This is a genomic window from Gemmatimonadetes bacterium SCN 70-22, assembly GCA_001724275.1.
GTDB lineage: Bacteria > Gemmatimonadota > Gemmatimonadetes > Gemmatimonadales > Gemmatimonadaceae > SCN-70-22.
The window spans coordinates 53,098-76,937 of the sequence record MEDZ01000012.1; the positions used below are offsets into that span (position 1 = coordinate 53,098).

Sequence of the window (23,840 nt, forward strand, 5' to 3'; positions counted from 1 at the left end):
CGGCGATGAGGACGACCGCCATGGGGACGTCCAGCAGGTACGAGCCGAACGAGAGGAGGACGATGAAGAGGATCATCCCGAGCATTGCGGCGCCGCGAGGCGTCATGGGCAACTCCGTCAGGGGGAGACAGGTGGCGCACGCCGCGGGTGCCGCCACCCCGGCGCGCGCCTCCCGGTCAGCGGGTGGACGAGAGGGCGGCGAGGACGACGTCGTCGCCCACGGCGATGCCGAACCGCCGGTCGACCCGCGCCATGGTGCCGATGCGTGCCGGGAGGGCGAAGACGATCCGGCTGTTGCGCGACTTCTTGTCGATCCGCATCAGGTCGATGAGCGTCGACGGCGGCATCCCCGGTGGACACTGCGTCGGGAGCCCCACCGCGCGCAACGCCCGCTCGATGACGTCGCCCGTCCCGGGCTCGGCGATGCCGAGGCGCTCGGCCAGCAACGCCTCGCACGTCATCCCGATCGCGATCGCCTCGCCGTGCAGCAGGGTGAAGCCGCTGGCCGCCTCGATCGCATGCCCGATGGTGTGACCGAAGTTCAGGACCTGGCGTACGCCGCCCTCCCGCTCGTCCTGGCGCACCACGTCGGCCTTGATCGCGATGCTGCGCGCGATGAGGGCGGTGAGGCGCTCGCCGTGCCACGCCACGTCGTCCCCCGACACGAGCGTCGCGCCTAACGCCACCGCCTCGTCGAGGTAACCGGCGTCGGCGATGGCTCCGTGCTTGATGACCTCGGCCAGTCCCGCGCGCCGGTGGTCGGGGGGGAGCGTCTGCAGCGCCGTCGGGTCGACGAGGACGGCGTGTGGCTGGTGGAAGGCGCCGACGAGGTTCTTCCCGGCGGGGGTGTCGACCCCGACTTTTCCGCCCACCGATGCGTCGACCATCGCCAGGAGCGAGGTGGGGCACTGGACGACGGGGATGCCGCGCATGAAGGTGGCGGCGACGAAGCCGGCCAGGTCGCCGACGACACCGCCGCCCAACGCGACGACCGTCGTGTCGCGCCCGCAGCGCTCGTCCGTCATCCAGTCGGTGAGCGCGGCCCAGGTCTCGCGCGTCTTCTGCTGCTCGCCCGAAGGGATTGCCCGGACGATGGTGCGGGTGTGCGGGAGAAAGTGCCGCAGCGATCCGACCACGGCCGGGAGGTGCAACGGCGCCACGTGGTCGTCGGTGATGACCGCGACGGTGTGGGCGGGCGCCACCTCCGCCACCACCCGCCCCACCTGCTCGAGGAGCCAGGGGGCCACTCGCACCCGGTAGCCCAGCAGCTCGACGGAACGCTCGGGGGCGCTCGCGCTCCCCTCGGCTGCTACCACGTCACCTCGCCTGCCCCGGCGCGCCGGTTGGCCACCCGCGCCAGCATGAACAGGAGGTCCGAGAGCCGGTTGAGGTAGATCACGACGAGGTCCGGGAGCTGCACCTCGCGATGCAGCGCGACGACGCGCCGCTCGGCGCGCCGACAGACCGTGCGCGCCACGTGCAGCGCCGAGGACTTCGGCGTCCCCCCGGGGAGGATGAACGACTTGAGCGGCTCCAGCTCGCGATCGCACTCGTCGATCGCCCGCTCCAGTTCGGCGATCCGTCCGTCGTCGATGCGCGCCTTTTGCAGCTGCTCGCGCATCTTGTCGCGGTCCGGCGTCGCCAGCAGCGCCCCGATGGAGAAGAGGTCACGCTGGATGGGGACCAGCACCTCGTCGATGCGGGGCATCAGCTCGACCGAACGCGCCATGCCAAGGCAGGCGTTCAGCTCGTCGACGGCACCGTATGCCTCCACCCGCGGGTGGTCCTTCTCCACGCGTCCGCCGCCGAACAGCGCGGTCTGTCCGGCGTCGCCGGTCTTGGTGTAGATCTTGAGGGTCATGGATGAAATCTAGAAGACGAGAAGACGAGAAGACGAGGAGACGAGGAGACGAGGGCGGGGGGGGCAGGGGGGGCGGGAGGAGGGGGCGGCTGCGCTGCGACGCAGCCGGCGGCTTCGGACCCCAATTACGTTTCCCCCATGCCTACTCACGACCTCGTCGACATCACCATCATCGGCGGCGGCCCCACAGGGCTCTTCGCACGATTCTATGCCGGGATGCGGGGCGCCACCGCCCAGATCATCGACGCGCTCCCCCAGCTCGGCGGCCAGCTGACCGCCCTCTACCCCGAAAAGTACATCTTCGACGTCGCCGGATTTCCCAAGATCCTGGCCAAGGACCTCGTGCGCGCGCTGGTCGAGCAATCGGCCCAGTTCGGTGGCAAGGAGTTCCTCCACCAGGAAGTGCGGGGGCTCGACGAGCGGGATGGGCACTTCGTTCTCCAGACGACGGCGGGCGAGTATCCCACGCGCGCCATCCTCATCGCCGCCGGGATCGGGGCCTTCGCCCCGCGGCGCCTCCCGCAGCCGTGCGCGGAGCCCTGGTACGGGCGAGGCATCGATGACGTGGTCCTCGACCCCGAGGTATACCGGGGGAAGCGTGTCGTCATCATCGGCGGCGGCGATTCGGCGTTCGATTGGGCGCACCAGCTCACCGGCAAGGCGCTGCACGTGACGGTGGTCCACCGGAGCGACCGTTTCCGCGCGCACGGTGCGACCGTCGCCGAGGTGCAGCGCGCGGCGTCGGAGGGGGCGGTGGAGATTCTCACCTTCCACGAGCTGCATGACATCGTGAGCCAGGACGACCGCCTGACCGGCGTGGTGGTGCGCGAGACGAAGACCAAGGCCACTCGCGCCGTCCCGTGCGAGGCGGTCCTGCCGATGCTGGGCTACGTGAGCGACCTGGGCGAACTGGCCAAGTGGGGGCTGACGCTCGAAAAGGACGAGATCGTCGTCAATTCCATGATGGAGACGGGGCGCCCCGGGATCTATGCCGCGGGCGACGTCACGACGTATCCCGGCAAGCTCAAGCTGATCGCGGCCGGGTTCGGTGAGGCGGCGACGGCGGTGAACCAGGCCGTCCACTGGATCTACCCCGAGAAGAAGGTCGCCCCGGGGCACTCGTCCAACATGGCGATCTTCGGCCAGAAGGACGACTGATCGGCGGCTCTCCCCTCCCGGCGGGCGCCGGCGCCCTGCGGGGCGCTGGCCGGGTCACCCCCCGGCCGGTGGCTCGTCGCCCCGACGCAAGGCCGCCTCGGCGGTGAAGCCGCTGGGGTAGCGCCGCTCGAGCTTCTCGAGGTTGCCGTGCGCCACGTCACCTAACGACAGGTCGAGCGCGGTGGCGACGGCGCTGAGGCACCAGAGCGCGTCGCCTAACTCGCGCGTGAGGGCCTCGCGATCGAGCGGGCGCTGCTGGAAGAGGTGCTTGCGCACGGTCCCCAGCACCTCCCCCGCCTCCTCCGCAAGCCCGGCGGCGGCGTCGAGGAGGCGCGCCTGCCCGTCGAGCGCGGGGTTCAGCGTGCGACGGGCGAGGGCCTGGTAGGCGTCGAGTTCCACGGGGCGGGGGCGCTGCGGCAGGGCGTGACGCGCGCGTCCGGAATTGCGCCGCTTCCTGCCGTCCGATTGACAGTACGGGTGAGCGGACGAGAACTTACGCCCATGGGACACGACCCGTCAAACACGAGGCAAGTTCGCTTCGATCCGTGAGTTATCTCCTGCTGGCCGACGACAACGAAGACATGCGCCTGATGCTGCGCGAGCTCTTTCGCGCCTCGGGTCATGAGGTGTCGATGGCCGCGGACGGAGTCGAGGCGCTCGCGTCCATTGCGGCGCGCGAGCCCGACCTCGTGATCCTGGACCACTCCATGCCCCACATGAGCGGGCTGGAGGTGTGCCGGCGCCTCAAGCAGAACCCGTTCACGGCGCGCGTCCCGGTGATGATGCTCACCGCGCAGAGCGGCGTGGAGAGCAAGGTCGAGGGCTTCGCCGCCGGCGCGGACGACTACATCGCGAAGCCCTTCGATCCGCGCGAGCTGCGCGCCCGCGTGCAGGCAATGCTTCGTTTGGTCCAGCGCGAGGGCGACCGGAACCCGACCAGCGGCCTCCCGGGAGGGCGCGCGATCGAGTCCGAGATCATGGACCGGGTGCAGGCCGGGGCGCGCTTCGCGGTCTGCTACCTGGACCTCGACAACTTCAAGCCGTTCGCCGACACGTTCGGCTTCGCCATCGCGGACGAGGTCATTCGCGGGCTCGGTGCCGCGATCCGTGAATCGTCCGCGGCCGTGGCGGGCGATGCCGCGGTCGACTTCGTGGGGCACATCGGTGGCGACGATTTCATCGTCATCACCACGATGGCGCGGGCGGTGCCACTCATGGACGAGTGCACCCGCCGCTGCCGCGGCGTCGTCGAAGCGGCGGTCGGGCCCGACGCCGCGGCGCAGGGGAGTTACACGGGCGTCGACCGCGAGGGGCGGGTGCGCGAGTTCCCGCTGGCCGGGGTCTCGGCCGCCGTGCTCGACGTCGATCCCGCCGGCTGGCAGAGCCTCGCCCACCTCGGCATGCGCGCCGCCGACGTCAAGCGACGCGCCAAGATGAAGGGGACCGGCGCCGTCCTCGTCGAGACCGCCTGACGTGCGTCGCCGACTCGGGGTGGCCCTCGGGGTCGCGTGGCTCTGCCTGGCCCGTGGCCTTGGCGCCCAGGCGCTCGAATGCGACGCGACCTCCATCGAGGTGCGCAAGCTCGACTTCGTCGGCAACCACACCTTTCGCAGCAGCGAGCTCGCCGACGGCGTGGCGACGACCCAGTCGTCGTTCGCCCGCCGCTACTTCCGCTTCTTCGGCAAGCGCTACTGCCTCGATCCCGCCACCGTCACCCAGGACTCGTTGCGCCTGATCCTCTTCTACCGCAACGCCGGCTTCTCGTCGGTCACCGTGGGGAAGGAGATCACCATGCACGGCCCGCGCGCCGCGCACCTGCGCTTCGTCATCACCGAGGGGCGGCCGATCCTGGTGGACAGCGTCACCTACCAGGGGTTCGAGGGCGTCCCGCAATTCGACCGGCTCGTGCGCGGCATCGAGATCAAGGTGGGCCAGCGCTTCGACAAGTCGGTGGTGCTGGCCACGCGCGACTCGCTCGCGCGCCGCCTCCGCGACCGCGGCTATCCGCTCGCCGAAGTCCTGCGGAGCTTCGACACCGATACCGCCAGGCGCACGGCGAGCGTCGAGTTCAGCGCCGCCACCGGCCCGCGCGCGCGCCTCGGCGCCGTCAACGTCAACATCGAGGCCCCGCCGGGTGAGCACCCGCGCATCGACCCGCAACGCGTCAGGTCGGTGCTCGGCATTCGTGAGGGCCAGCTCTATCGTGAACGCTCGCTCGAAGCGGTCAAGCGGAGCCTCTACCTCTCGGAGGCATTCCGCCACGTCGACGTCCAGGTGGACTCCGCGTCGCTCGTGGACGCGGTCGACTCGCTGGTCACCGTCAATGTGCAGCTGACGGAAGGCGACCTGCGTGCCGCGCGGGCGTCGATCGGATGGGGGAATCTCGACTGCCTGCGCACGCAGGGGAGCTACTCCAACTACAGCTTCCTCGGCGGGCTGCGGCGGCTCGACCTCAACGGCCGCCTCTCCAAGATCGGGGTCGGCAAGCCGTTCGACTTCGCCAGCGGCTTCTGCCGCAGCGAGGTGCAGAACGACATCTTCAGCGACACCCTGAACTACTATGCCGGGGTGACGCTCTCGCAGCCCTCGCTCTTCGGGCTGCGCACCGTCCCCACCATCACCCTCTACAGCGAGCGCCGCTCCGAATTCCAGGCGTTCCTGCGCGACACCCCCTTCGGCGTCCTCGGGTCGGTGCAGCAGGGAATCGACGGCCCCCTCCCCCAGAGCTTCTCCTACCAGCTCGAGTACGGGAGCACGTTCTCGTCGCCGGCCTTCTTCTGCGCCGTCTTCAACGTCTGCGAGCTCGAGGTGCAGGAGCGCCTCCTCGCCCGCAACCGCCTCGCGGTGGGCGGCTGGAGCCTCACGCGCAACCGGGCCGACGACTTCGCGAATCCCACGCGGGGGTCGGTCCTGCGCTTCGAGCTGCGCCACGCGTCGCGCGCCATCGGCTCGAGCACCGACCAGCAGTTCAATCGCGCGGTCTTCGACGGCTCCTTCTACCGCCCGGTCTTCGACGGCGGCGTCTTCGTCATGCGCCTCCGCGGCGGCACCGTGCTGGGGCGCCGCCTCTCCGTCGGCGGGAGCCGCAGCTTCGTCCCGCCGCAGGAACGCCTCTACGCGGGCGGGCCCACCACGGTGCGTGGCTTCCGCCAGAACGAACTCGGCCCCTCCATCTACGTCGTGGAAGACACGTTCACGGTCGTCCCGGGCGCCGGCGACACGTCGTACTTCCGCATCGACCAGTCGGGCGGGCGCCTGCGCGTCGTCCCCTCCGGCGGCGACAACGTGGTGATCGCCAACGCCGAATTGCGCCTGCGCTCGGTCTTCCTCCCGGAGCTCATCCAGTACGCGCTCTTCGTCGACGCCGGCGAGGTGTGGAACCGCGGCGGCAACACCGCCAGCCAGACGCAGGTGCGCATCAAGATCACCCCGGGGGTGGGCGTGCGCGTCTTCACCCCGATCGGACCGGTGCGCGTCGACATCGGCTACAACCCGTACCAGGCGCCGAGCGGGCCGGCCTTCTACAGCGCCTCGCAGCGCGTGGGCGACGCCGTGGAGCGGGCGCTGTACTGCGTCAGCCCCGACAACCTCCTCCCCGTCGTCCCGGGCGAGGCGCGGCCCGGAGGGGGAACCGCCCTTCCGGTGCAGGCGCGCGGCGCCTGTCCATCGACGTTCCAGCCCGCCCGCCGCACGAGCTTCGGGAGCAGGCTGACGTTCAACTTCTCGATCGGGCAGGCGTTCTAGCCATGTCGCGCCGCCGCACCGTCGTCCTCGCCTCGGCCGCCACGCTGTTCGTGCTGGGCGGGCTGCTGGCGGCCGTCGTCGCGGCCATCACGCAGACGCGCTGGGGGCGCGACCAGATCCGCGAGCAGGCCATGTCGTTCATCAACGCCCGGATCCAGGGCAAGATGTACATCGGCCACCTCCAGGGGTCGCTCTTCTCCGAGCTGGTCGTCGATTCCTTCGCCATCCGAGAAAAGAACGACTCGCTCTTCGTCTCCACCGGGCCGATTGCGATCCGGTTCGACCCGCGCGACCTCCTCGACCGGCGCATCGTCGCCTCGGAAGTCATCGTCGAGCGCGCGGTGGTGCACATCCTCGAGGATTCGACGAAGACGTGGAACTTCCGGAAGATCTTCCCGCCAGGGCCCAAGGGAGCGCCGAAGCCGCCGGGGGTGCACAACTTCGGCGATTACATCTTCATCAACGCGGCCCGGATCAAGGACGGAACCTTCCTCCTCACCATGCTGTGGCACCCCGACGATTCGCTGCGCGGCGCCAGGCGCGACAGCGCCGTCGCCCATGCGCTCGGGCGTCGTGACAAGCGCATCCGGCAGGTGGGGAGCCACTACCAGACGGAGCGCAGCTGGACGAACCTCGCGCTCGAGCTCGGACCGTCGCGGATCGACGACCGCAGCGCACTCGGGCGGCAGTTCGACGTGCAGCGCCTCGACGCCGACGAGTTCGACCCGCCGTTCCAGTTCCGCGACCTGCGCGGGAAGGTGCGAAACAAGGGCGACTCGCTCTGGGCCGACGTGCCGCACTTCCGCCTTCCCGGCTCCCGCGGGTCGATGCGGGGGAAGGTCTGGTGGGGGAGCGACCTCCCCACCCGCTACGACCTCACCTTCGTTGCCGACACCCTCGCGCTGGCCGACGTGGCCTGGGTCTATCCCACCCTCCCGACCAAAGGCGGAGGGCGGGCCACGCTGCACATCGGGAACGCGGCCGACCTGCACGTCCTCGAGTATGCGCTGCGCGACGTCGATGTTCGCACCATGAACTCGCGCCTGCGCGGGACGATGACGTTCGGCGTCGGTGGTCCCGTTCTCGCCGTGACGGACATCGACCTCCGGGCCGACCCCATCGACTGGATCCTGATCGAGCAGTTCACGGGCGAACCACTCCCGTACCCGTTCAAGGGGACGATCGACGCCACCGTGAAGGCCACGGGGGGGCCGGTGAACCGCTTCAAGGTGGATGACGGCCGGTTCTTCTTCCGCGATGCGAACGTCCCGGGAGCAACGGCGCGGGGCCAGGTGCGAGGGGAGCTGGACATCCTGTTTCCCGCCCTGACGAAGTTCCGCGGGTTCGACGTCGCCCTCGACCACTTCGACCTGCGGACCATGCAGTTCGTGAACCCGTCGTTCCCCAGGCTCTTCGGGCTCGTGTCGGGGACGGCGCGGCTGGATTCGCTGTGGACCGACCTGCGCTTCCGCGATGCGGACATCACGCACCGATTCGAGGACGGCGAGCCGTCGCGCTTCACGGGCAACGGGCGGGTGACGATCGGGGAGCAGTTCCTCACCTACGACCTCGCCCTCGATGCCAAGCCGCTCGCCCTCACGACGGTGGCGCGCGCGTATCCCGAGGCGGAACTGATCTACCGCGGTTCCTACGCCGGGCCACTGCGGGTCCAGGGACAGGCCGATGACCTCGCGATCGTCACCGAGCTGACCGGGGCGCCGGGGACGCTCGCCTACGACGGCCGGGTGGATGCCGACTCCGTCGGGGGCTACGGCTACCACGGAACGCTGCGGTTCGCCGATCTCGACATGCGGCTCCTCCTCGACACGGCGGCGGTGCCGCACACGCGGCTCAACGGGACCGCCGATCTCGATGTCGTCGGCGACTCGCTGGCCAACTGGGAGGGGCCGGTCGATGTGGCGCTCGACCGGTCGCTCGTCGATTCGGTGCGCATCTACACGGGAGGCCGCGCGCGCATGCGCTTCGGCGGGGGACGCGTCCGCCTCGACACCCTCCACGTCGAGACCGCGCTGGCCTCGATGGCCGGTCGTGGCGGGCTCGGCCTCTTCCCTTCGGAGCGCGACTCGCTCGCGTTCACGGTCGCGGCCGACTCATTGGGCGCGCTGCGCTATTACCTCGTGCAGGCCAGCGGCAGCGACAGCGTGGCCCTCGATCGCGCACGGCGTGATTCGCTCGGCGCGGTGGTGACCGGTGGCGGGGTCCTCTCGGGGTCATTGGACTCGCTCGACGTGCGCGCGGCGCTCGACGTCCGTGGGCTGACGTACGGAACCGTCGGCGCCAGGGTGGCGCGCCTCTCGGCGGACTTGCAGCACGTGATGCTCCCCGGCATCAGCGGGAAGGTCACCGTGAATGCCGACACCATCGCGCTGGGCCCGGTCTCCGTGGCGAACGCGGGGCTCGACCTGGCCGTGCGCAGTCGCGAACAGGTGGGCTTCGGGGTGCTGACGACGCTGTCGAACGGCCCGGTCCTCGAGTCGCGCGGGGCGTTCGGGATGCAGGGTGACACCACGCGGGTGTCGCTCGACGCCCTGCACGTGGGACTGGAGGGGCGCGATTGGACGCTCGCGCACCCGGCCGGCCTGTGGTTCACTGGCGATGCCTTCGCCATCGACACGTTGCGGCTGTCGGGGAGCCGCGGCGGGCGGATCGTGCTGGCGGGAACGGCGCCGGCCGACGGCCAGGTCGCCTTGCGCCTCGCGATGGACAGCGTGTCCCTGGCCGACCTGGCCAACCTGGCGCAAGCCAAGGGGGTGCTCGGCGGGTGGTTGGCGGCGCGCGTCGACGTCGCCGGAACTCGCGAGCAGCCGACGATGGTGCTCACGGGCTCCGTGACCGGGGCCAAGGTCGGAGAGGTGAACGTCGCCCGCGCCGCCCTGCAGGGCGCCTACGCCGACCGACGGCTGCGCCTGGGGGTGGACGTGCTGCGCCACGACACCAGCGTCGTCTCGATTCGCGGCAACCTTCCCGTCGACCTCGCGCTCGCCTCCCGCGACCAGCGGCTGCTGCGCGATACGCTCCGCGTGTCCGCGCGATCCACCGATCTCGACATGGCCGTCGTGGAGAGCTTCATCCCGGCCATGAGTGACGCCCGTGGGCGCCTGTCGGCGGACTTCTCGCTCGCCGGGACGACGGACCATTCGGCGCTCGAGGGGTTCCTTCGCGTCGACTCCGCCGCGGCGACGATCCCCGACCTCGGGATCCGCCTGCGCAACGCCAACGTCGATCTCGTCGCCTCGCGCGACACCATCCGTGTGCGCCGCCTCTCGATGGTGAGCGGCGAGGAAGCGCGCGACTCGCTCTGGGTCACCGGGTGGGTGGCGCGGAGCGAGCGGGAAGGGGCGGCCTTCGACGTCTCGCTCGGCGCCCGCGAGTTCCAGGCGATCGCCAACCGACGCGTCGCCGAGCTCTCGCTCTCGGCCGGACTGAGCCTCAGCGGTTCGCTCGATCGGTCGCGGTTGTCGGGGAGCGTGACCGTGAACCGCGGCGTGATCGTCATCCCCGAGTTCACGGGGAAGAAGCTGATCTCGCTCGACGATCCGGAGCTGTACAACGTCGTCGATACGACGGTCTTCGCGAACCGGGCGCTGCTCCCGAAGGCTCCGCCGGCCTTCGTGAACAACCTCACCGTGGAGAACGTGCGCATCGCGATGGGCTCCGACGTGCGCGTCCGCTCGGAGGAAGCCGACATCAAGCTGGGCGGGGCGGTGAACGTCACGGTCGGGGCCCGTCGCGAGGGTGATGCCCCGCAGCTGGCGCTCGACGGCGCGCTGCAGACGGAGCGCGGCTACTACCGGCTCGACCTCGGGGGGCTCGTCCAGCGCACCTTCAACGTCGAGGGGGGAGAGCTGCGCTTCCTCAACGAGACCGACCTCAACCCCATCCTCAACATCAGCGCCCTCCATACCGTCCGGCAGATCTCGAGCACGTACGGCGGGCGCAACGACGTGCGCATCCGCGTGCGCGTGCAGGGGACGCTCATCCAGCCGCGCTTGCGCCTGGAGAGCGCCGACTCGCTGCAGCTGTCGGAGTCCGACCTGATCTCGTACCTCGTCGCCGGTGTGCCGTCGTTCGGGATCGGCGGCGGACTGGCCGAGAACCGCCTGACGGCCTCGTCGATCGCCCTGAGCACGCTGTCGAGCTACATCTCGGCCAAGTTCTCGGGCGGGCTCTTCGACTACGTGAGCATCCAGACCGCCTCCGACCAGCTGCGGCAGTCACGCCAGGGGCTCCTCAATGGCGTACAGTTCGGCATCGGAAAGCAGCTGGGTGAACGGACCTTCCTCTCGCTCACCACGGGGTTGTGCCGGCTGGGGGCCTCGGGTGGGCAGCTCAACCCCGTCGACCTCGCCAACTCGATCGGCGTCAAGCTGGAGCAGCGCCTGACGGCGGGCTACGGCTTCTCCTTCTCGCTCGAGCCGCCGCTCAACGAGCTGTTCTGCGGTACCGGGACCGACCGCAGCTTCACCACCACTCGCCGTCAGTACGGCTTCGACATCTTCCGCGCGTGGCGGTGGTAGCCGTCAGGCGGGCCTTGGTGATCGTGAACCCGGGTTCACGGCGCGGGGCATCGTCGCTGGACGCCGCGACCCGCGCGTTTGCGCGCGCGGGCGTCACCTGCACCGTGCACGCCACCGCGCATCCCGGGCACGCCGAGCAGCTGGCGCGCGCCCACGCGCACGGTCATGACGCGGTCTTCACGCTCGGCGGCGATGGGACGGTGATGGAGGTGCTCCACGCCCTGCAGGGGAGCGGCCAGCCGGTCGGGGTCCTCCCCGCCGGCACCGGGAACCTGCTGGCCCGCGCGCTGGGCATCCCGATGTCGGTCCGCAGGGCGGTGGCGGCGCTCGTGGCGGGTGAGACGACGCGGATCGACCTGGGGCGGCTCGAGGATGGCCGCGTCTTCGCGATCGCGGCCGGAGTCGGGGTGGATGCGGCGATGGTGCAGGAGACGAGCGCGCGAGCGAAGCGCCGGTTCGGGGTGCTGGCTTACGTCGTGACCGGGACGCGAGCGGCGCTGCGGATGGACGCGTTCGCCTTGCGCGCGACGGTGGATGGCGTCGCGCACGAGTTTCGGGCCACGGCGGCGCTGGTGGCGAATTTCGGCACCCTCCTGGGCGGGCTCATCCGTCTGGGTCCCGATGTCCGGGAGAATGACGGAATGCTCGACTTGTGCGTCTTCTCCCCGGCGAGCGTGCCCGACGCGCTGCGCCTGGGATGGCGCCTGATGCGCCACGATTTCCGGCCTGACCGGTCGATGCATTTCCTCAGGGGACGGACCATGCACCTCGAGACTTCTCCCCGCCGCGCCACGCAGGCCGATGGCGAGCTCCTTCCGGGCGCCACGCTGCACGTGACGGTGGCCCCGCGGGCCGCGTGCGTGCTGGTCCCCTCCGTCGCGCGTTAGGCAGGCGACCGGGTGCTTCCCGCCGACGTGCGCGATCGCGCCACCCCCCCCGACCTCCCGGAGCGGGACGAGCTGGCGTCGCTTCTGGCAGCGCTCCCCCCCGCGTCGGCCGAGCGCGTACGCGCCCTGGTCGAGCGCGGGCGCCGGCACGAGCGGCGCCTCCAGCTCTTGCAGCAGGCGGCCGGCTCGCTGGCGCGCACCCTCGACGAGGACGACATCCTGGTCGAGTTGGCCCGCGTGGTCCGGCGGGCGGTGGCGTGCGAGGGGGTGATGGTGGCGCGCGTCGACCTGGACCGGGCGCTCGTCGAGGTGGTGCACCACGTCGTCGACGATGCGATCCTCCCCCCGCGCGCGATGCCGCTGGGGAGCGGTCCGGTGGGTCAGGCCGCGCGCAGCGGGACGCCGGTGCATGTCGCCGCCTACGCGTCGGGGCGCCTCGCCCTCTCCGAGGCCGGTGACGTGCTGGTCGATGGCCTGGCCGCCGCGGCGGTCCTGGTGGTCCCGATGATGCACGGACGGCGCCTCCTCGGCGTCGTGGCGCTGCACGACCTGCGCGAGGACGCCTTTGGCGTCGAGGCGCGCGAGGTGGTGGCGATGCTCGTCCGCCACGCGGCGGGCGCGCTCAGCAACGCGCAGCTCTTCGCCGAAAGCGAGCGCGAGCGGCGGCAGAGCGAGGCGATGGCCGAGATCGCGCGGGCCGTGGGCGAGTCGCTCAAGATGGGCGAGGTGCTGCGCCTGATCCTCCGGCACGCCATCGCCCTGCTGCAGGCCGAGGGGGCGACCGTGGCACTGCGCGAGGGCGACTACCTGCACTTCGTGTCGGCACTGGGGAGCACGGAGCTCCTGTCGGGGGTGCACGTGCCGGTCTCGGGGAGCCTGTGCGGGCGCGTGGTCACGAGCGGCGTGGCGGTCGTCTCCAACGACATGCACGCCGAGACGGGGGTGCACCGTCCCACGCTGCGCCTGGTGTCGACGCGCAAGTCGGTCATCGTCCCGCTGATGACGGCGCGCGGGATTCTCGGGGTCATCGGCGTGTACGACCGTGAGGCCGACTTCACGACCGACGACGCGCGCGTCCTGCAGCGCCTGGCCGACCAGGTGGCGGTGGCGGTGGTGAACGCGCGCCTGTACGAGGAGGTGCGCGAGGCGACCCGCGAATGGTCGGCGGCCTTCGAGTCCATCGGCCTCGGGATGTGCCTGGTGGATGATGAGCAGCGCATCACGCGGTCGAACGGGCGGGCATTGCAGCTCACGGCCGACGACGCGTTGCTCACGTTGATGGGGCGTCCCTTCCACGAGACGGTCCTCGGCGCACGCCCCGATCCGTCGCATGACCCGCTGGCGCGCGCCCTCGCCGACGGCGTGCATGCCCGCGCGGCCTGCGAGACCGCCGACGGGCGCTGGTTCGACGTCCTGGCCGTCCCGCACCCCAACGGCGGCGCCATCGTCACCTTCGATGACGTGAGTGCCCAGCGCTCCATCTGGGACCGCTACCGCGACGCCGCGTCCGCATCGGAAGCCCGCTACCGCCACCTCTTCGAGCGCGCCACCGACGTGGTCGTGACCGTCGGGATGACCGGGGCCATCACGTCGGCGAACCCGGCGGCGTGCGAGGTCTTCGATGCGCCGGGCGAGCTGCTGCTCGGCCGCGCCTTCCACCCCCTCGTGGCGCCCGCCGATGTCGACCGGGTCGTCGCGGCCCTCGGCGAGGCGCGCCAGGGCGGCGCGCAGGAGTTCGAGTGCCAGATCGTCAGGCGCAATGGCGCCACGCGCACCCTCGACGTCTCGGCCACGCCCATTCGCGAGGAGCAGGCGATCGTCGGCGTCCTCCTCGTCGCGCGCGACATGACCGCCGATCGCGCCCGCGCCGACGTGCTGCAGCGCAGCGAGGCCCGCTATGCCCTGCTGGTCGAGGCGGCGTCGGATGCCATCTTCACCGTCGACGAGGAGGGGAACTTCACCTCCGTCAACCGGGCCTTCGAGGCGGCGACCGGGCACGGGCGCGACGCCGTGGCCGGGCAGCACTTCTCCCTGATGCTCGATCCGCGCGATCGCGAGGCCACCTGGGAACTCTTCGTCGCCGCGCTCCACGGTCACCGCGGATCCCGCGAGGTTCGCTACCTCGACGCGGCCGGGCGTGCCCGCTGGGGATCGCTCGTGGCCTCGCCCATCGTCGAGCGCGGACGCGTGACCGGGGTCATGGGGGTCGTGCGCGACGTCACCGCCGAGAAGCGCCTCCTCGACGAGCTCCTCCGCCGCGAGCGCCTCGCCAGCGTCGGGCACCTCCTTGGCGGCGTGGCGCACGAGATCAACAACCCCCTCTCGGCCGTCCTCGCGTTCAGCGAGCTGCTGCTGGAATCGTCGGCCGACGAGCGGCGGACGCACGAGGGGCTGGTGACGATCCGCGAGGAGGCGCGCCGCGCCTCGCGCATCGTGCGCAACCTCCTCGACCTGGCCCGCGAGCGCCCCGTGCAGCGGGCGCCGTTGCGACTGGCGGACGTGGTGGCCAATGCCCTCGCCGTGCGCCGCTACGCGCTGGGCGTCGCCGGCGTGGCCCTCGACGAGGACCTCCCCACGGACCTCCCCACGACGTACGGCGACGCCGGCCGGTTGCAGCAGGCGGTGCTCCACCTCATCACCCGCGCCGAGCACGCGCTCCGCGGCTGGGGGGGCGAACGGCGTCTCTCGCTGCAGCTCTCCCGCGTCGCCGACGCGCTCGTCCTCGTGGTGCGGAACACCGGCCCGGGGATCGCCGCCACCGAGATGGAGCACCTCTTCAGCCCGCGCATCCCCTCGCGCGACGGCGCCGACCTCGCCGGGCTCGGGCTCGCCGTGGCCGAGGGGATCATCCGCGAGCACGGTGGTCGGGTGCACGTCGACTCCACCCCTGGCGAGGGCGCGACCTTCGTCGTGCAGCTCCCGATCGTCGCCCCGCCTGACGAGGCCGCGCCCGCCGCCCCCGCGCCACGCGAGGACGGCCGCGCCCTCCTCGACGTCCTCGTCATCGACGACGAGCCGACCATCCGCGCCGCCCTGAAGCGCGCCCTGGAATCGCTGGGACATCGCGTATCCCTTGCGGCCGACGGCGAGGAGGGACGGCGCGCGCTCGCCGAGTCCGACTTCGACCGCATCCTGCTCGACCTTCGCATGCCCCGGCTCGGGGGCGCAGCCCTGCTGGCGGAGTTGCGCGAACGCCGCCCCGAGCTAGTCTCCCGGGTGATCATCCTGACCGGGGACCTGGAGGGTGAGGACACCCACCCGATCGTTCGCGAGAGCGGCTGCCTCACGCTGCACAAGCCGTTCGCGCTCGAGGACGTACGCCAGGCGCTCGTCGCCACACCGATCCCGCACCGCTGACCCGATGGCCGATCTCCTGATCGTCGACGACGAATCGCCGCTGGCGATGAACTTCACCAGGTTCTTCGAGCGCAAGGGGCACACCGTGCGGCGAGCGGCATCGGGCGAGGCGGCGTTGGCCCTGTGGCACGAGCGACGCCCCGACGTGACGCTCCTCGACCTGCGCCTCCCCGACATGTCCGGCTTCGACGTCTTCGCGCGCATCCGGCACGAAGACCCGATGGTGATCATGGTCTCGGGCTACGCGGACATCTCGATGGCGGTGCGCGCCGTGCAGGATGGCGTCGAGAACTTCCTCACCAAGCCGGTCGAGCTCTCGCACCTCGGCGTCGTCGTCGATCGCGCCCTCGAGAAGCTGCGCGTGCGCCAGCTGTCACGGTACCTCACGGCGAGACGGGCAAGCAGTCGCCACATCGCCATCGGCAGTTCCCCGCGCATGCAGGAACTGGCCCGGCAAGTCGACCTCCTGGCCGCCAGCGACCGGACGACCGTTCTCCTGCTGGGAGAGAGCGGGACGGGGAAGGGGAGGATCGCGGAGATCATCCATGCCAACTCGTCGCGCGCCCCTGCCCCGCTCCTCGAGGTGAACTGCGCCGCCCATGCAATCGAGTCGCTCGACGCGGAACTGTTCGGCGCCGACGAGCCCAGCCGCGGTGCGGTGCGGCCGGGCGTCCTGGAGATGGCCACGGGGGGGACGCTCTTCATCGACGAGATCGGCGCCCTCCCCCAGCCGCTCCAGCCGAAGCTGCTGCGCGTGCTCGAAGGGAAGCCCTTCCGGCGCGTCGGGGGGACGCACGAAGTGACCGTCGATGTGCGCGTCATCGCCGCCACGAACGTGGATCTCGTCAGCGAAGTCAACGCGGGTCGCTTCCGCGAAGACCTCTACTACCGGCTGAGCGTCATGCCCCTCACGCTCCCGCCGCTGCGGGCATGGGCGCGTGAGGACCTGGTGGAGCTGCTGGCGCGCCTCATGGAGGAGCTGGCGCCGCACCTGCCCGGCGCCCCGCGCGAGATCGCCGAAGAGGCGCTCGATGCGCTGCTGCGCTACGCGTGGCCCGGGAACATCCGCGAGTTGCGCAACGTGCTGGAGCGCGGGATGATCGTGGGACGCGGCGAGCCGCAGCTCGCGCTGCATTCCCTCCCCCCTGAGTTGCGCGCCCCCTCCCACGCCGGTGCGAATTCCGAGCGCCACGAGGGACGGTCGCTCGCCGAGGTGGAGCGCGAGCACATCGAGCGGACGCTGCGCCGGCACGACGGGAATCGCACGCACGCTGCCCGCGAGCTCGGGATCTCGCGGGCCACGCTCATCAAGAAGATCAAGGAATATCGGCTCCCCAACGGGGTGAGCTGACCACCATGGGGAACGCGTGAACAACGCGTGAACAACGCGCGAGGATGGCGATGAACACGCCCCACGAACACGACGCGATGACCTGCCGCGCCTGCGGCAACGAGGAGCGTGCCTCCGAGGGGTACCCGTGCAACGGATGCGGCACCTTCATCTGCGTGATCTGCAGCATGAAGGGGGTAACCCTCTGCCGGAAGTGCGCCGCCGCCGGGCCGATCGCGAATCCGCCGCCGCCGCGTCCCTGAGCGCGGCGGTCGGGACGCGAGTCGGCCGCGCCCCCGGGCGCGGGCTCAGGACACGAGTCCGCCGCGCGGTGCGACGAACTGCGGCGGGGCCGCGCGCACCAGCAGCGCGACCTCCGCGTGCGGCGTCGCGTCCAGCGCGATGCGCATCGTGTATGCCCCCGATTCGTTCAGGGGGAGGTCGATCGCCGCGATGAGCGGCAGGTCCATCTCGGTCGCCATCGGCGGGATCCCCTCGACCTCGATCTCGCCGTCGGACGACCAGAGCTCGACCCCGCTGGGGTTCACCCAACGCAGCGATACGGTGTGGCGGCCGACGTCCGCCGCACCGCCCTTGAGGCGCACCACGAGGTGGGCGCGGGGGTGGAGTGCCGGGAGCTGTCCCACCTGCACCGCGTCGAAGACGCCAAGGATGTTGAGCTTCCCTTCCTGGGAAATGTTGGCCGCGTCGGCGAAGAGTGCGAAGGAGACATGCATGCCCAAAGCTACCCGGGCCATCTAGCTTTGGGCATGGCTGTCAGTGCTGCGGAAATCGTCGCCCCGGGCGACGCCCCATCGCGCGAGAGTGAAGCGCGCTGGACGACCGACATTCTTCTCCTCCTGATGGCGACCATCTGGGGGATCAACTTCTCCGTCCTGAAGTACGGGACGCAGTTCGTCGCCCCCCTCGCCTTCAACGGGACCCGCATTCCCATCGCCGCCGCGACCCAACTGGGGATCGCGAGGGCGATGGGACTCCCGCGCGTCCCGACCCGCGAGGCCCGGGAGCTCATCCTGCTCGGGATGCTGGGCAACGGGGTCTACCAGATCCTCTTCATCCTTGGGGTCGTCCGGTCGCGCGTGGCCACGGCAGCACTCATCGTGGCATCCACCCCGGCGTTCATCGCGATCCTCGGCCGGATGCTGGGCACCGAGCGGCTCACGCGCCGGCAGTGGGTCGGGATCGTCTTCCAGATCGTGGGGTGCTCGAGCGTGGTCCTCGGCTCGGCACGCGGGGGATCCGGGGCCGACTCGGCCCTGGGCGTCGTCCTCCTCCTGGGGGCGTCGGTGAGCTGGGCGGTGTACTCCGTCGCCCTCCGTCGCGTGGCCCAGCAGGTGCACGCCTTGCAGCTGGGTGGGCTGACGATGCTTGGCGGGGCAGTCGTCACGACGCTCGTGGCCATCCCGGCACTCGTCGCCACCCCCTGGCTCGCCCTCCCCGCCGGGGCCTGGGCCGCGATTCTCTACAGCGCCCTCATCGCGATGGTCTTGGCCTATCTTTTCTGGTATCGCGGCCTGCGCATCCTCGGCCCCACCCGCACGGCGGTCTACTCGAACCTCCAGCCGGTGATCGCGGCCATCGTGGCGTACTTCGTGTTGCGTGAGGTGCCGACCCTCCCCCAGGTCGTCGGCGCCGCCTTCGTGATCTCCGGACTCCTCCTCACCCGCCGCTAGCGCGTCGCGGCCGCCCCGCTCGCCGTCTCGTCTTCTCGTCTTCTCGTCTTCTCGTCTTCTGCCTTCATGAAGCTCGTCCTCTTCGACATCGACGGCACCTTGCTCTGGACCGACGGCGCGGGGCGCCGCGCGATGGAGGGTGCCCTGATGGAAGTCTTCGGCGCCACCGGGCCGAGCGCGTACCGGTACGACGGCAAGACCGACGTCCAGATCGTTCGCGAGCTGATGCGCGAAGCCGGGGTGCACGACGCGCTCATCGACGAGCGGCTCTCGGAGGTGCTCGAGCAGTATCTCGCACGCCTGGACCACGAGTTGGCGCAGCACGAGCCGGGGGCGCACCGTCTCGAGGGAGTGCTCGAGCTGCTCGACGCCATCGAGGCGCGCACCGATCGCGTCCTGGGGTTGCTCACCGGTAACCTCGTGGGTGGTGCGCAGCGCAAGCTCCGCGCGGTCGGGATCGACCCGGCCCGCTTCCGGATCGGCGCGTTCGGCTCGGATCACGAGCACCGCCCCGAGCTGCCGGCCATCGCCCTGGAGCGCTCGCGTGCATCGTTGGGCGACATCCTCACCGGCGATCGGCTGGTGATCATCGGCGACACGCCGTCGGACATCCACTGCGGGCGCGGCGTCGGGGCGCGGGCCATCGCGGTCGCGACGGGGCGCTACTCGGTCGACGATCTCTCGGCGCACCAGCCGGCCGCCGTCTTCTCCGACCTGCGCGACACGACCGCCGTGATGCGCGCCATCGACGAGGCGTGAGGTGGAGGGGGAATCGCTCGCCCCCCGGCGACTCGGCGCCGTCCGGTCGTGCCGCCGATGACGCCTGAGCCGGCGGCTCGTCTCGCCTTCACCTCGCTTCACGCCGCCGGACGTTGGCGAGGGCGCGCGTTGCACGAGTCGGTCACGGTGTTCATCGAGGCCCGGGAGGTGGTCGTGCGGCTCGAGGCGACGGGCGAGGAGCTGGCGCTCGCGCTCCCGTCGCTGACGGGCGCGGCGTGGCGCGCGGGCGTCCTGTCGGTGCATCAGGGCGGCGAGGAGTTGCAGCTGGCCGGGGGGGATGCCCTCGATCGGGCCTGGCATGCGATCGCCAAGCGTGCGTGCACCCTCCCCGAAGTGGCGCGCGCCCTTCGCGCACTCGGCACGCGTCCCGCCGGGGGCGCGCGGCCGGATGAACTCGGCGAGGCGCGTGCGCGCTTCCTGGCCCCGCTCATGCAGGCGCGTCGCCGTCTGGAGGGCGACGAGCCCGTGGAGTGGCTGGTTGCCGGCTTCGATGCCGCCGCGCTCGCCGAGCGTGTTCGCGGGGCGGTCGCGGCCATCGCCCGCGAGCGACACGAGGGACGCCCCGCCCACCGTCGTGCCCTCGAGGCGCGCCTCCTCGATGCCTGCGAACCACTCATCGCAGCGCTCGACGGCGTCCGGGAGGCGGCGGCTGCCCTCGAGACGGGCGGCGACGCCCAGCGCTTCGTGCATTGGCGCCGATGGGCCGCCCAGCTGCGTGCCCTGTTTGCCGAGGCAGACCGCGCCTGGCGAGCGATGACCACGGTGCTCGCGGGAAGCGATCGCCCCTCTCCTCCGGCCGGGTCCGGCAGATGAGCGTGGGCGTCCCCCCCCTCTCACGATGACGGCCCCGACCGTGCATCATTGCCCGTCATGGTAGTCGGACTAGGGCTGGATATCGTCGACGTGGAACGCGTCACCCGCATGCTCGAGCGCGAGGGCGAGCGCGTGACGTCGCGCCTGCTGACCGAGCGCGAGTGGGCGTATTGCGCCGGGATGCATACGCCGGCGCAGCACGTGGCCGCCCGGCTGGCGGCGAAGGAGGCGGCGTTCAAGGCGCTCGCGGGGACGGAGGAGGCGCGGGGGATCGGGTGGCGCGAGATCGAGGTGGTGCACGATGAGCATCGCCGTCCCTGCGTCGTGCTGCACGGGCGAGCCGCCGAACGCGCGCGCGAGCTGGCGGTGAGCCGGACCCTGGTGACGCTGTCGCATTCCCGGCAGACGGCGGGGGCGGTGGTGGTCCTGGAGCGCGACGACTAGCCATCGATGGAAAGTGCCGATAACTTCACTCGGGATAGCAATGAGAATGACTCTCAATCGTATGAGAGCAGCCTCACCGGACGCCCGGAACACACCGGTGCCCGGTTTCCTTCCCGAACGCACGCGCCGCCTTGCCGCGCCGTGGTAGCCCGGTGCTGTCGCACCGACCATATGCCCATCACTCCGATCGTCGTGCCTGGTTTCCGTCGTTGGTCTTCGATGTTCGCGGTCGTGATGGGCATTTTGGTCGCCACGGCGAGCGGCGCGCCGGCGCAGGAGCGCCCCGCCAAGCGCCTCGCGAGCATCGTCGGTGTCGCGGTCGAGGAGTACGCCAAGGCGGTCGACGCGAACGGCCGGATGATCTCGGACATGGAGTACGAGGAGGCGGTCTCGTTCCTCGGCGATGCCCGCGACGTGGCCCAGCGCCTCAGCGGCGACAAGGCCGCCCAGGCCCAGGCGCTCCTCGATTCGCTCGCCGGCGTCGTGGCCGCCAGGCGCCCGCCGGCCGACCTGGCCGCCCTGCATGGGCGCTTCATGGCATCGTTAGGCGCCGATGCGGCCCTCGACCTCCCCACGCGCCGCGTCGACCTCGCGGCGGGGCGCGCCATCTACCGGGAGCACTGCGCCGCCTGCCACGGCGCCACCGGGGGGGGCGACGGGCCCAACGCGGCCGGGATGAATCCGCCGCCGCCGGCGGTGGGGGACGCCGCGACGATGGCCGACGTCTCGCCGGCGCTCATGTTCCGCATCACCAGCGTAGGCATTGCCGGGACCCCGATGGCCGCGTGGGCCGACAAGCTCACCCCCGACCAGCGCTGGGACGTCATCAGCTACATCAACACGCTGCGCGCGCCGAAGAGCCACGCCCCCGGTGAGGGGATCTACGCGCAGCGCTGCGCGGGATGCCATGGCGCATCCGGCGCGGGCGACGGTCCGCTGGTCGCCGCGCTCACCAAGATCCCGGTCGAGCTGAACGCATTCGCCTGGCAGGCGGAGCGTAGCGATGCCCAGATCATCGAGGCCATTCGGGCGGGGGTGCGCGGGACCGCCATGCCGCCCACGCGCGACCTGGAGGACGAGGAGCTCGCGCAGCTCGTCGCGCACGTGCGCACGCTGGCCCTCGACGATGTCCCCGTCGCCTTGGCGACGGGAGACGAGACCCAAGACGCCGACAGCGTGGCGAAGCGGGTCATGGCGATCCTCGACGAGGCGCTCTCGGCGGCCCGCGCCGGGCGGCGCGCCGATGCCGGCGATCGCGCCTTCGATGCGTACATCGCCTTCGAACCGCTCGAGACCCCGGCGCGGGCCCGTAATCCGGGACTGGTCGCCACCATGGAGCGCCACTTCGCCGACTTCAAGGGGGCGGTGAAGGCGGACGATTTCCGTTCGGCCGAGCGCGCCCGCGATGCGATCGCCGCCGGCATGCCGGCGATCGTCGAGCTCACCCGTCCGGCTTCGGGCTTCTGGGGCGCCTTCCTCCAGTCGTTCCTGATCATCCTGCGCGAGGGGTTCGAGGCGATCCTCGTCATCGGCGCGATCGTCGCGTTCCTCGTCAAGACCGGGAACCGGGAGCGCCTCCGTGACATCTGGCTCGGTATCGGCGCCGCCCTGGTCGCCAGCGGGGTCACCGCCGTCATCCTCGCCACCGTGCTCAAGGCCCTCCCGGCCACGCGGGAGGTCATCGAGGGGGTGACGATGCTCATCGCCGTCGCCGTCCTCTTCTCCGTCTCCTACTGGCTCGTCTCGAAGGTCGAGGCGGCCAAGTGGCAGAAGTTCATCAAGGACAAGGTCACCACCGCGCTCAGTGCGGGCGGCAGCCGTGCCCTCGTCGCGGTCGCCTTCCTCGCCGTGTACCGCGAAGGCGCCGAGACCGCGCTCTTCCTGCAGGCACTCTTCGCGGAAGGAGCCGCCCTGCCGATCACCGCGGGGATCGCCGTGGGCTTCGCCGCCCTCGTCGTCGTCTTCATGCTCTTCCACCGGTACGGTGTGAAGATCCCGCTGCGCCCGTTCTTCGGGGTGACGAGCGCCCTGCTGTACTACATGGCCTTCGTCTTCATGGGCAAGGGGATCCGGGAGCTGCAAGAGGGAAATCTCGTCCCCATCACGATCCTCCCGGGCTGGCCGTCGTTCGAGGCGATGGGGATCTTCCCCAGCGTCGAGACGCTGCTCGCGCAGTTCGCGCTGGTGGCCCTGTTCGTCTTCGCGCTCGCCAAGACCTTCTGGCCCAGGCGCTCGGTCGCGCTCCCCACGATTCCCCCGCCGCGGCACCCCGTCCCGGAGCCCATCGAGGACCGCGTGCGGGCCCTCGAGGAGAAGGTCGAGTCCATGAGCCAGGTGGCGGGGAGCGAGGGCATCACGCGTTAGGCCATGGCGTGGATCCCCGGGCGCCCCGGACCGGTGCGGTTGCGGGCGGCCATGACGGCGAACCCGGCGGCCGCGATCGCCAGCCCGATGACCTGCGCCGCCGTGAGCGGCCCGAAGAAGCGATCGTCCTTGGCCCGGAAGAACTCGACGATGAACCGCTCGATCCCGGCCAGCACGCAGTACATCCCGAACAGCCACCCCTCCGCGTGCTTGTGGTCGCGGAAGCGCCACAGGACCAGGAACATGACGAGCGCCATCCCGGTCTCGTAGAGCTGCGTGGGGTGCACGGTGAGGACGGTGTCCGGGGTTGCGCCTGGCGGAATGGGGGTGCCGAACACCTGGTTCATGATCCCGGCCGTACTGGGCGGCGAACCCTCGGGGAAGGCCACCGCGAAGCGCGAGGTCCACGGATGGCCGTAGTCGTCGCCCACCGCCCAGCACCCCGTGCGCCCCACCGAGTACGCGGCGGCAATGGCCGGACCGGCCACGTCGGCGAAGCGCGCGAACGAGATCTTCTTGCGCGTGATGTACAGCCAGTTGAACAGCACCCCGCCCATGAGCCCCCCCCAGAACACGAAGCCGGCCCGGGTCAGCAGGTCGCGCCAGTCGTGGGAGATGACCAGGATGTAGTACAGCTTCCCCCCGACCAGCATCCCGAGCACCGACGCGAAGATGAGGTCAGGGATCGCCTCCGCCTCCACCGCATGCCCCCGGCGCGTCAGCTCGCGCTGCGAGATGATCTGGGCGATCACGAAGGCCATCAGCACGGCGATCCCGAAGCCGGTCAGCGCAAGCGGTCCGAGCTTGATCTCGAACGGGTGGTGAATGATGTGGTCCATGCGGTGAAGGGCTCGTGGCGGGCGAGGGTGG

Annotated in this window: 17 protein-coding genes; 12 read left to right on the plus strand and 5 right to left on the minus strand. The window is 71.0% G+C overall.

From position 1 onward, the window contains the following. Positions 1–176: 176 nt before the first annotated feature. A complete protein-coding gene (locus ABS52_08075) occupies positions 177–1,268 on the minus strand; it encodes a 3-dehydroquinate synthase (protein ID ODT03766.1) in 1,092 nt (363 codons plus the stop codon). Positions 1,269–1,309: 41 nt separating this feature from the next. Next, on the minus strand, positions 1,310–1,861 hold the full coding sequence (locus ABS52_08080; protein ID ODT03706.1) for an ATP:cob(I)alamin adenosyltransferase: 552 nt from the start codon (positions 1,859–1,861) through the stop codon (positions 1,310–1,312). 138 nt (positions 1,862–1,999) lie between these two features. Between ABS52_08080 and ABS52_08085 the strand changes: the two genes are divergently transcribed. Next, entirely contained in the window at positions 2,000–3,019 is a 1,020-nt protein-coding gene (locus ABS52_08085; GenBank protein ID ODT03707.1) for a ferredoxin--NADP(+) reductase, read from the plus strand. A 54-nt stretch (positions 3,020–3,073) separates the two neighbouring features. Here the strand turns inward: ABS52_08085 and ABS52_08090 are convergent, their stop codons facing one another. Continuing rightward, complete coding sequence (locus tag ABS52_08090) at positions 3,074–3,418, minus strand: hypothetical protein (protein ODT03708.1); 345 nt, start codon at positions 3,416–3,418, stop codon at positions 3,074–3,076. Positions 3,419–3,564: 146 nt separating this feature from the next. Here ABS52_08090 and ABS52_08095 point away from each other — a divergent pair, with 146 nt between their 5' ends. From ABS52_08095 to ABS52_08120, 6 genes are read left to right on the plus strand one after another with little or no spacing between them, the layout of a single operon-like run. Beyond that, entirely contained in the window at positions 3,565–4,491 is a 927-nt protein-coding gene (locus ABS52_08095) for a hypothetical protein (protein ID ODT03709.1), read from the plus strand. Position 4,492: 1 nt separating this feature from the next. After that, positions 4,493–6,763, plus strand: coding sequence for a hypothetical protein (locus ABS52_08100; protein ID ODT03710.1), 2,271 nt, complete (start codon positions 4,493–4,495; stop codon positions 6,761–6,763). Positions 6,764–6,765: 2 nt separating this feature from the next. Further along, positions 6,766–11,301: a hypothetical protein gene (locus ABS52_08105; GenBank protein ODT03711.1), complete on the plus strand. Its 4,536-nt coding sequence runs from the start codon at positions 6,766–6,768 to the stop codon at positions 11,299–11,301. After that, positions 11,289–12,188 carry a hypothetical protein gene (locus ABS52_08110; protein ODT03712.1) on the plus strand — a complete coding sequence of 300 codons (900 nt, stop codon included), beginning with the start codon at positions 11,289–11,291 and terminating at the stop codon, positions 12,186–12,188. The genes ABS52_08105 and ABS52_08110 overlap by 13 nt, the downstream gene beginning before the upstream one ends. 12 nt (positions 12,189–12,200) lie before the next feature. Beyond that, on the plus strand, positions 12,201–15,545 hold the full coding sequence (locus tag ABS52_08115; GenBank protein ODT03713.1) for a hypothetical protein: 3,345 nt from the start codon (positions 12,201–12,203) through the stop codon (positions 15,543–15,545). Between the two features lie 4 nt (positions 15,546–15,549). Next, a complete protein-coding gene (locus ABS52_08120; protein ID ODT03714.1) occupies positions 15,550–16,896 on the plus strand; it encodes a hypothetical protein in 1,347 nt (448 codons plus the stop codon). 287 nt (positions 16,897–17,183) lie between these two features. On the opposite strand, the gene ABS52_08125 is transcribed toward ABS52_08120, so the two are convergent. Beyond that, complete coding sequence (locus ABS52_08125) at positions 17,184–17,612, minus strand: hypothetical protein (GenBank protein ID ODT03715.1); 429 nt, start codon at positions 17,610–17,612, stop codon at positions 17,184–17,186. 33 nt (positions 17,613–17,645) lie between these two features. Here ABS52_08125 and ABS52_08130 point away from each other — a divergent pair, with 33 nt between their 5' ends. The 5 genes from ABS52_08130 to ABS52_08150 all read left to right on the plus strand — a co-directional run bounded on the left by ABS52_08130 (position 17,646) and on the right by ABS52_08150 (position 22,970). Beyond that, positions 17,646–18,569 (plus strand): hypothetical protein, encoded by a 924-nt coding sequence (locus ABS52_08130; protein ID ODT03716.1) that lies wholly within the window; start codon positions 17,646–17,648, stop codon positions 18,567–18,569. A 66-nt stretch (positions 18,570–18,635) separates the two neighbouring features. Continuing rightward, positions 18,636–19,328: a hypothetical protein gene (locus ABS52_08135; GenBank protein ODT03717.1), complete on the plus strand. Its 693-nt coding sequence runs from the start codon at positions 18,636–18,638 to the stop codon at positions 19,326–19,328. Positions 19,329–19,457: 129 nt separating this feature from the next. Beyond that, on the plus strand, positions 19,458–20,162 hold the full coding sequence (locus ABS52_08140) for a hypothetical protein (protein ODT03718.1): 705 nt from the start codon (positions 19,458–19,460) through the stop codon (positions 20,160–20,162). Between the two features lie 57 nt (positions 20,163–20,219). After that, the gene (locus tag ABS52_08145) at positions 20,220–20,606 is read left to right on the plus strand and encodes a holo-[acyl-carrier-protein] synthase (GenBank protein ODT03719.1); all 387 of its coding nucleotides are present in this window, start codon (positions 20,220–20,222) and stop codon (positions 20,604–20,606) included. A 219-nt stretch (positions 20,607–20,825) separates the two neighbouring features. Continuing rightward, complete coding sequence (locus ABS52_08150; protein ODT03720.1) at positions 20,826–22,970, plus strand: hypothetical protein; 2,145 nt, start codon at positions 20,826–20,828, stop codon at positions 22,968–22,970. On the opposite strand, the gene ABS52_08155 is transcribed toward ABS52_08150, so the two are convergent. Then, positions 22,967–23,809 (minus strand): hypothetical protein, encoded by an 843-nt coding sequence (locus ABS52_08155; protein ID ODT03721.1) that lies wholly within the window; start codon positions 23,807–23,809, stop codon positions 22,967–22,969. The two genes, ABS52_08150 and ABS52_08155, sit on opposite strands and share 4 nt — an antisense overlap. Positions 23,810–23,840 lie beyond the last annotated feature (31 nt).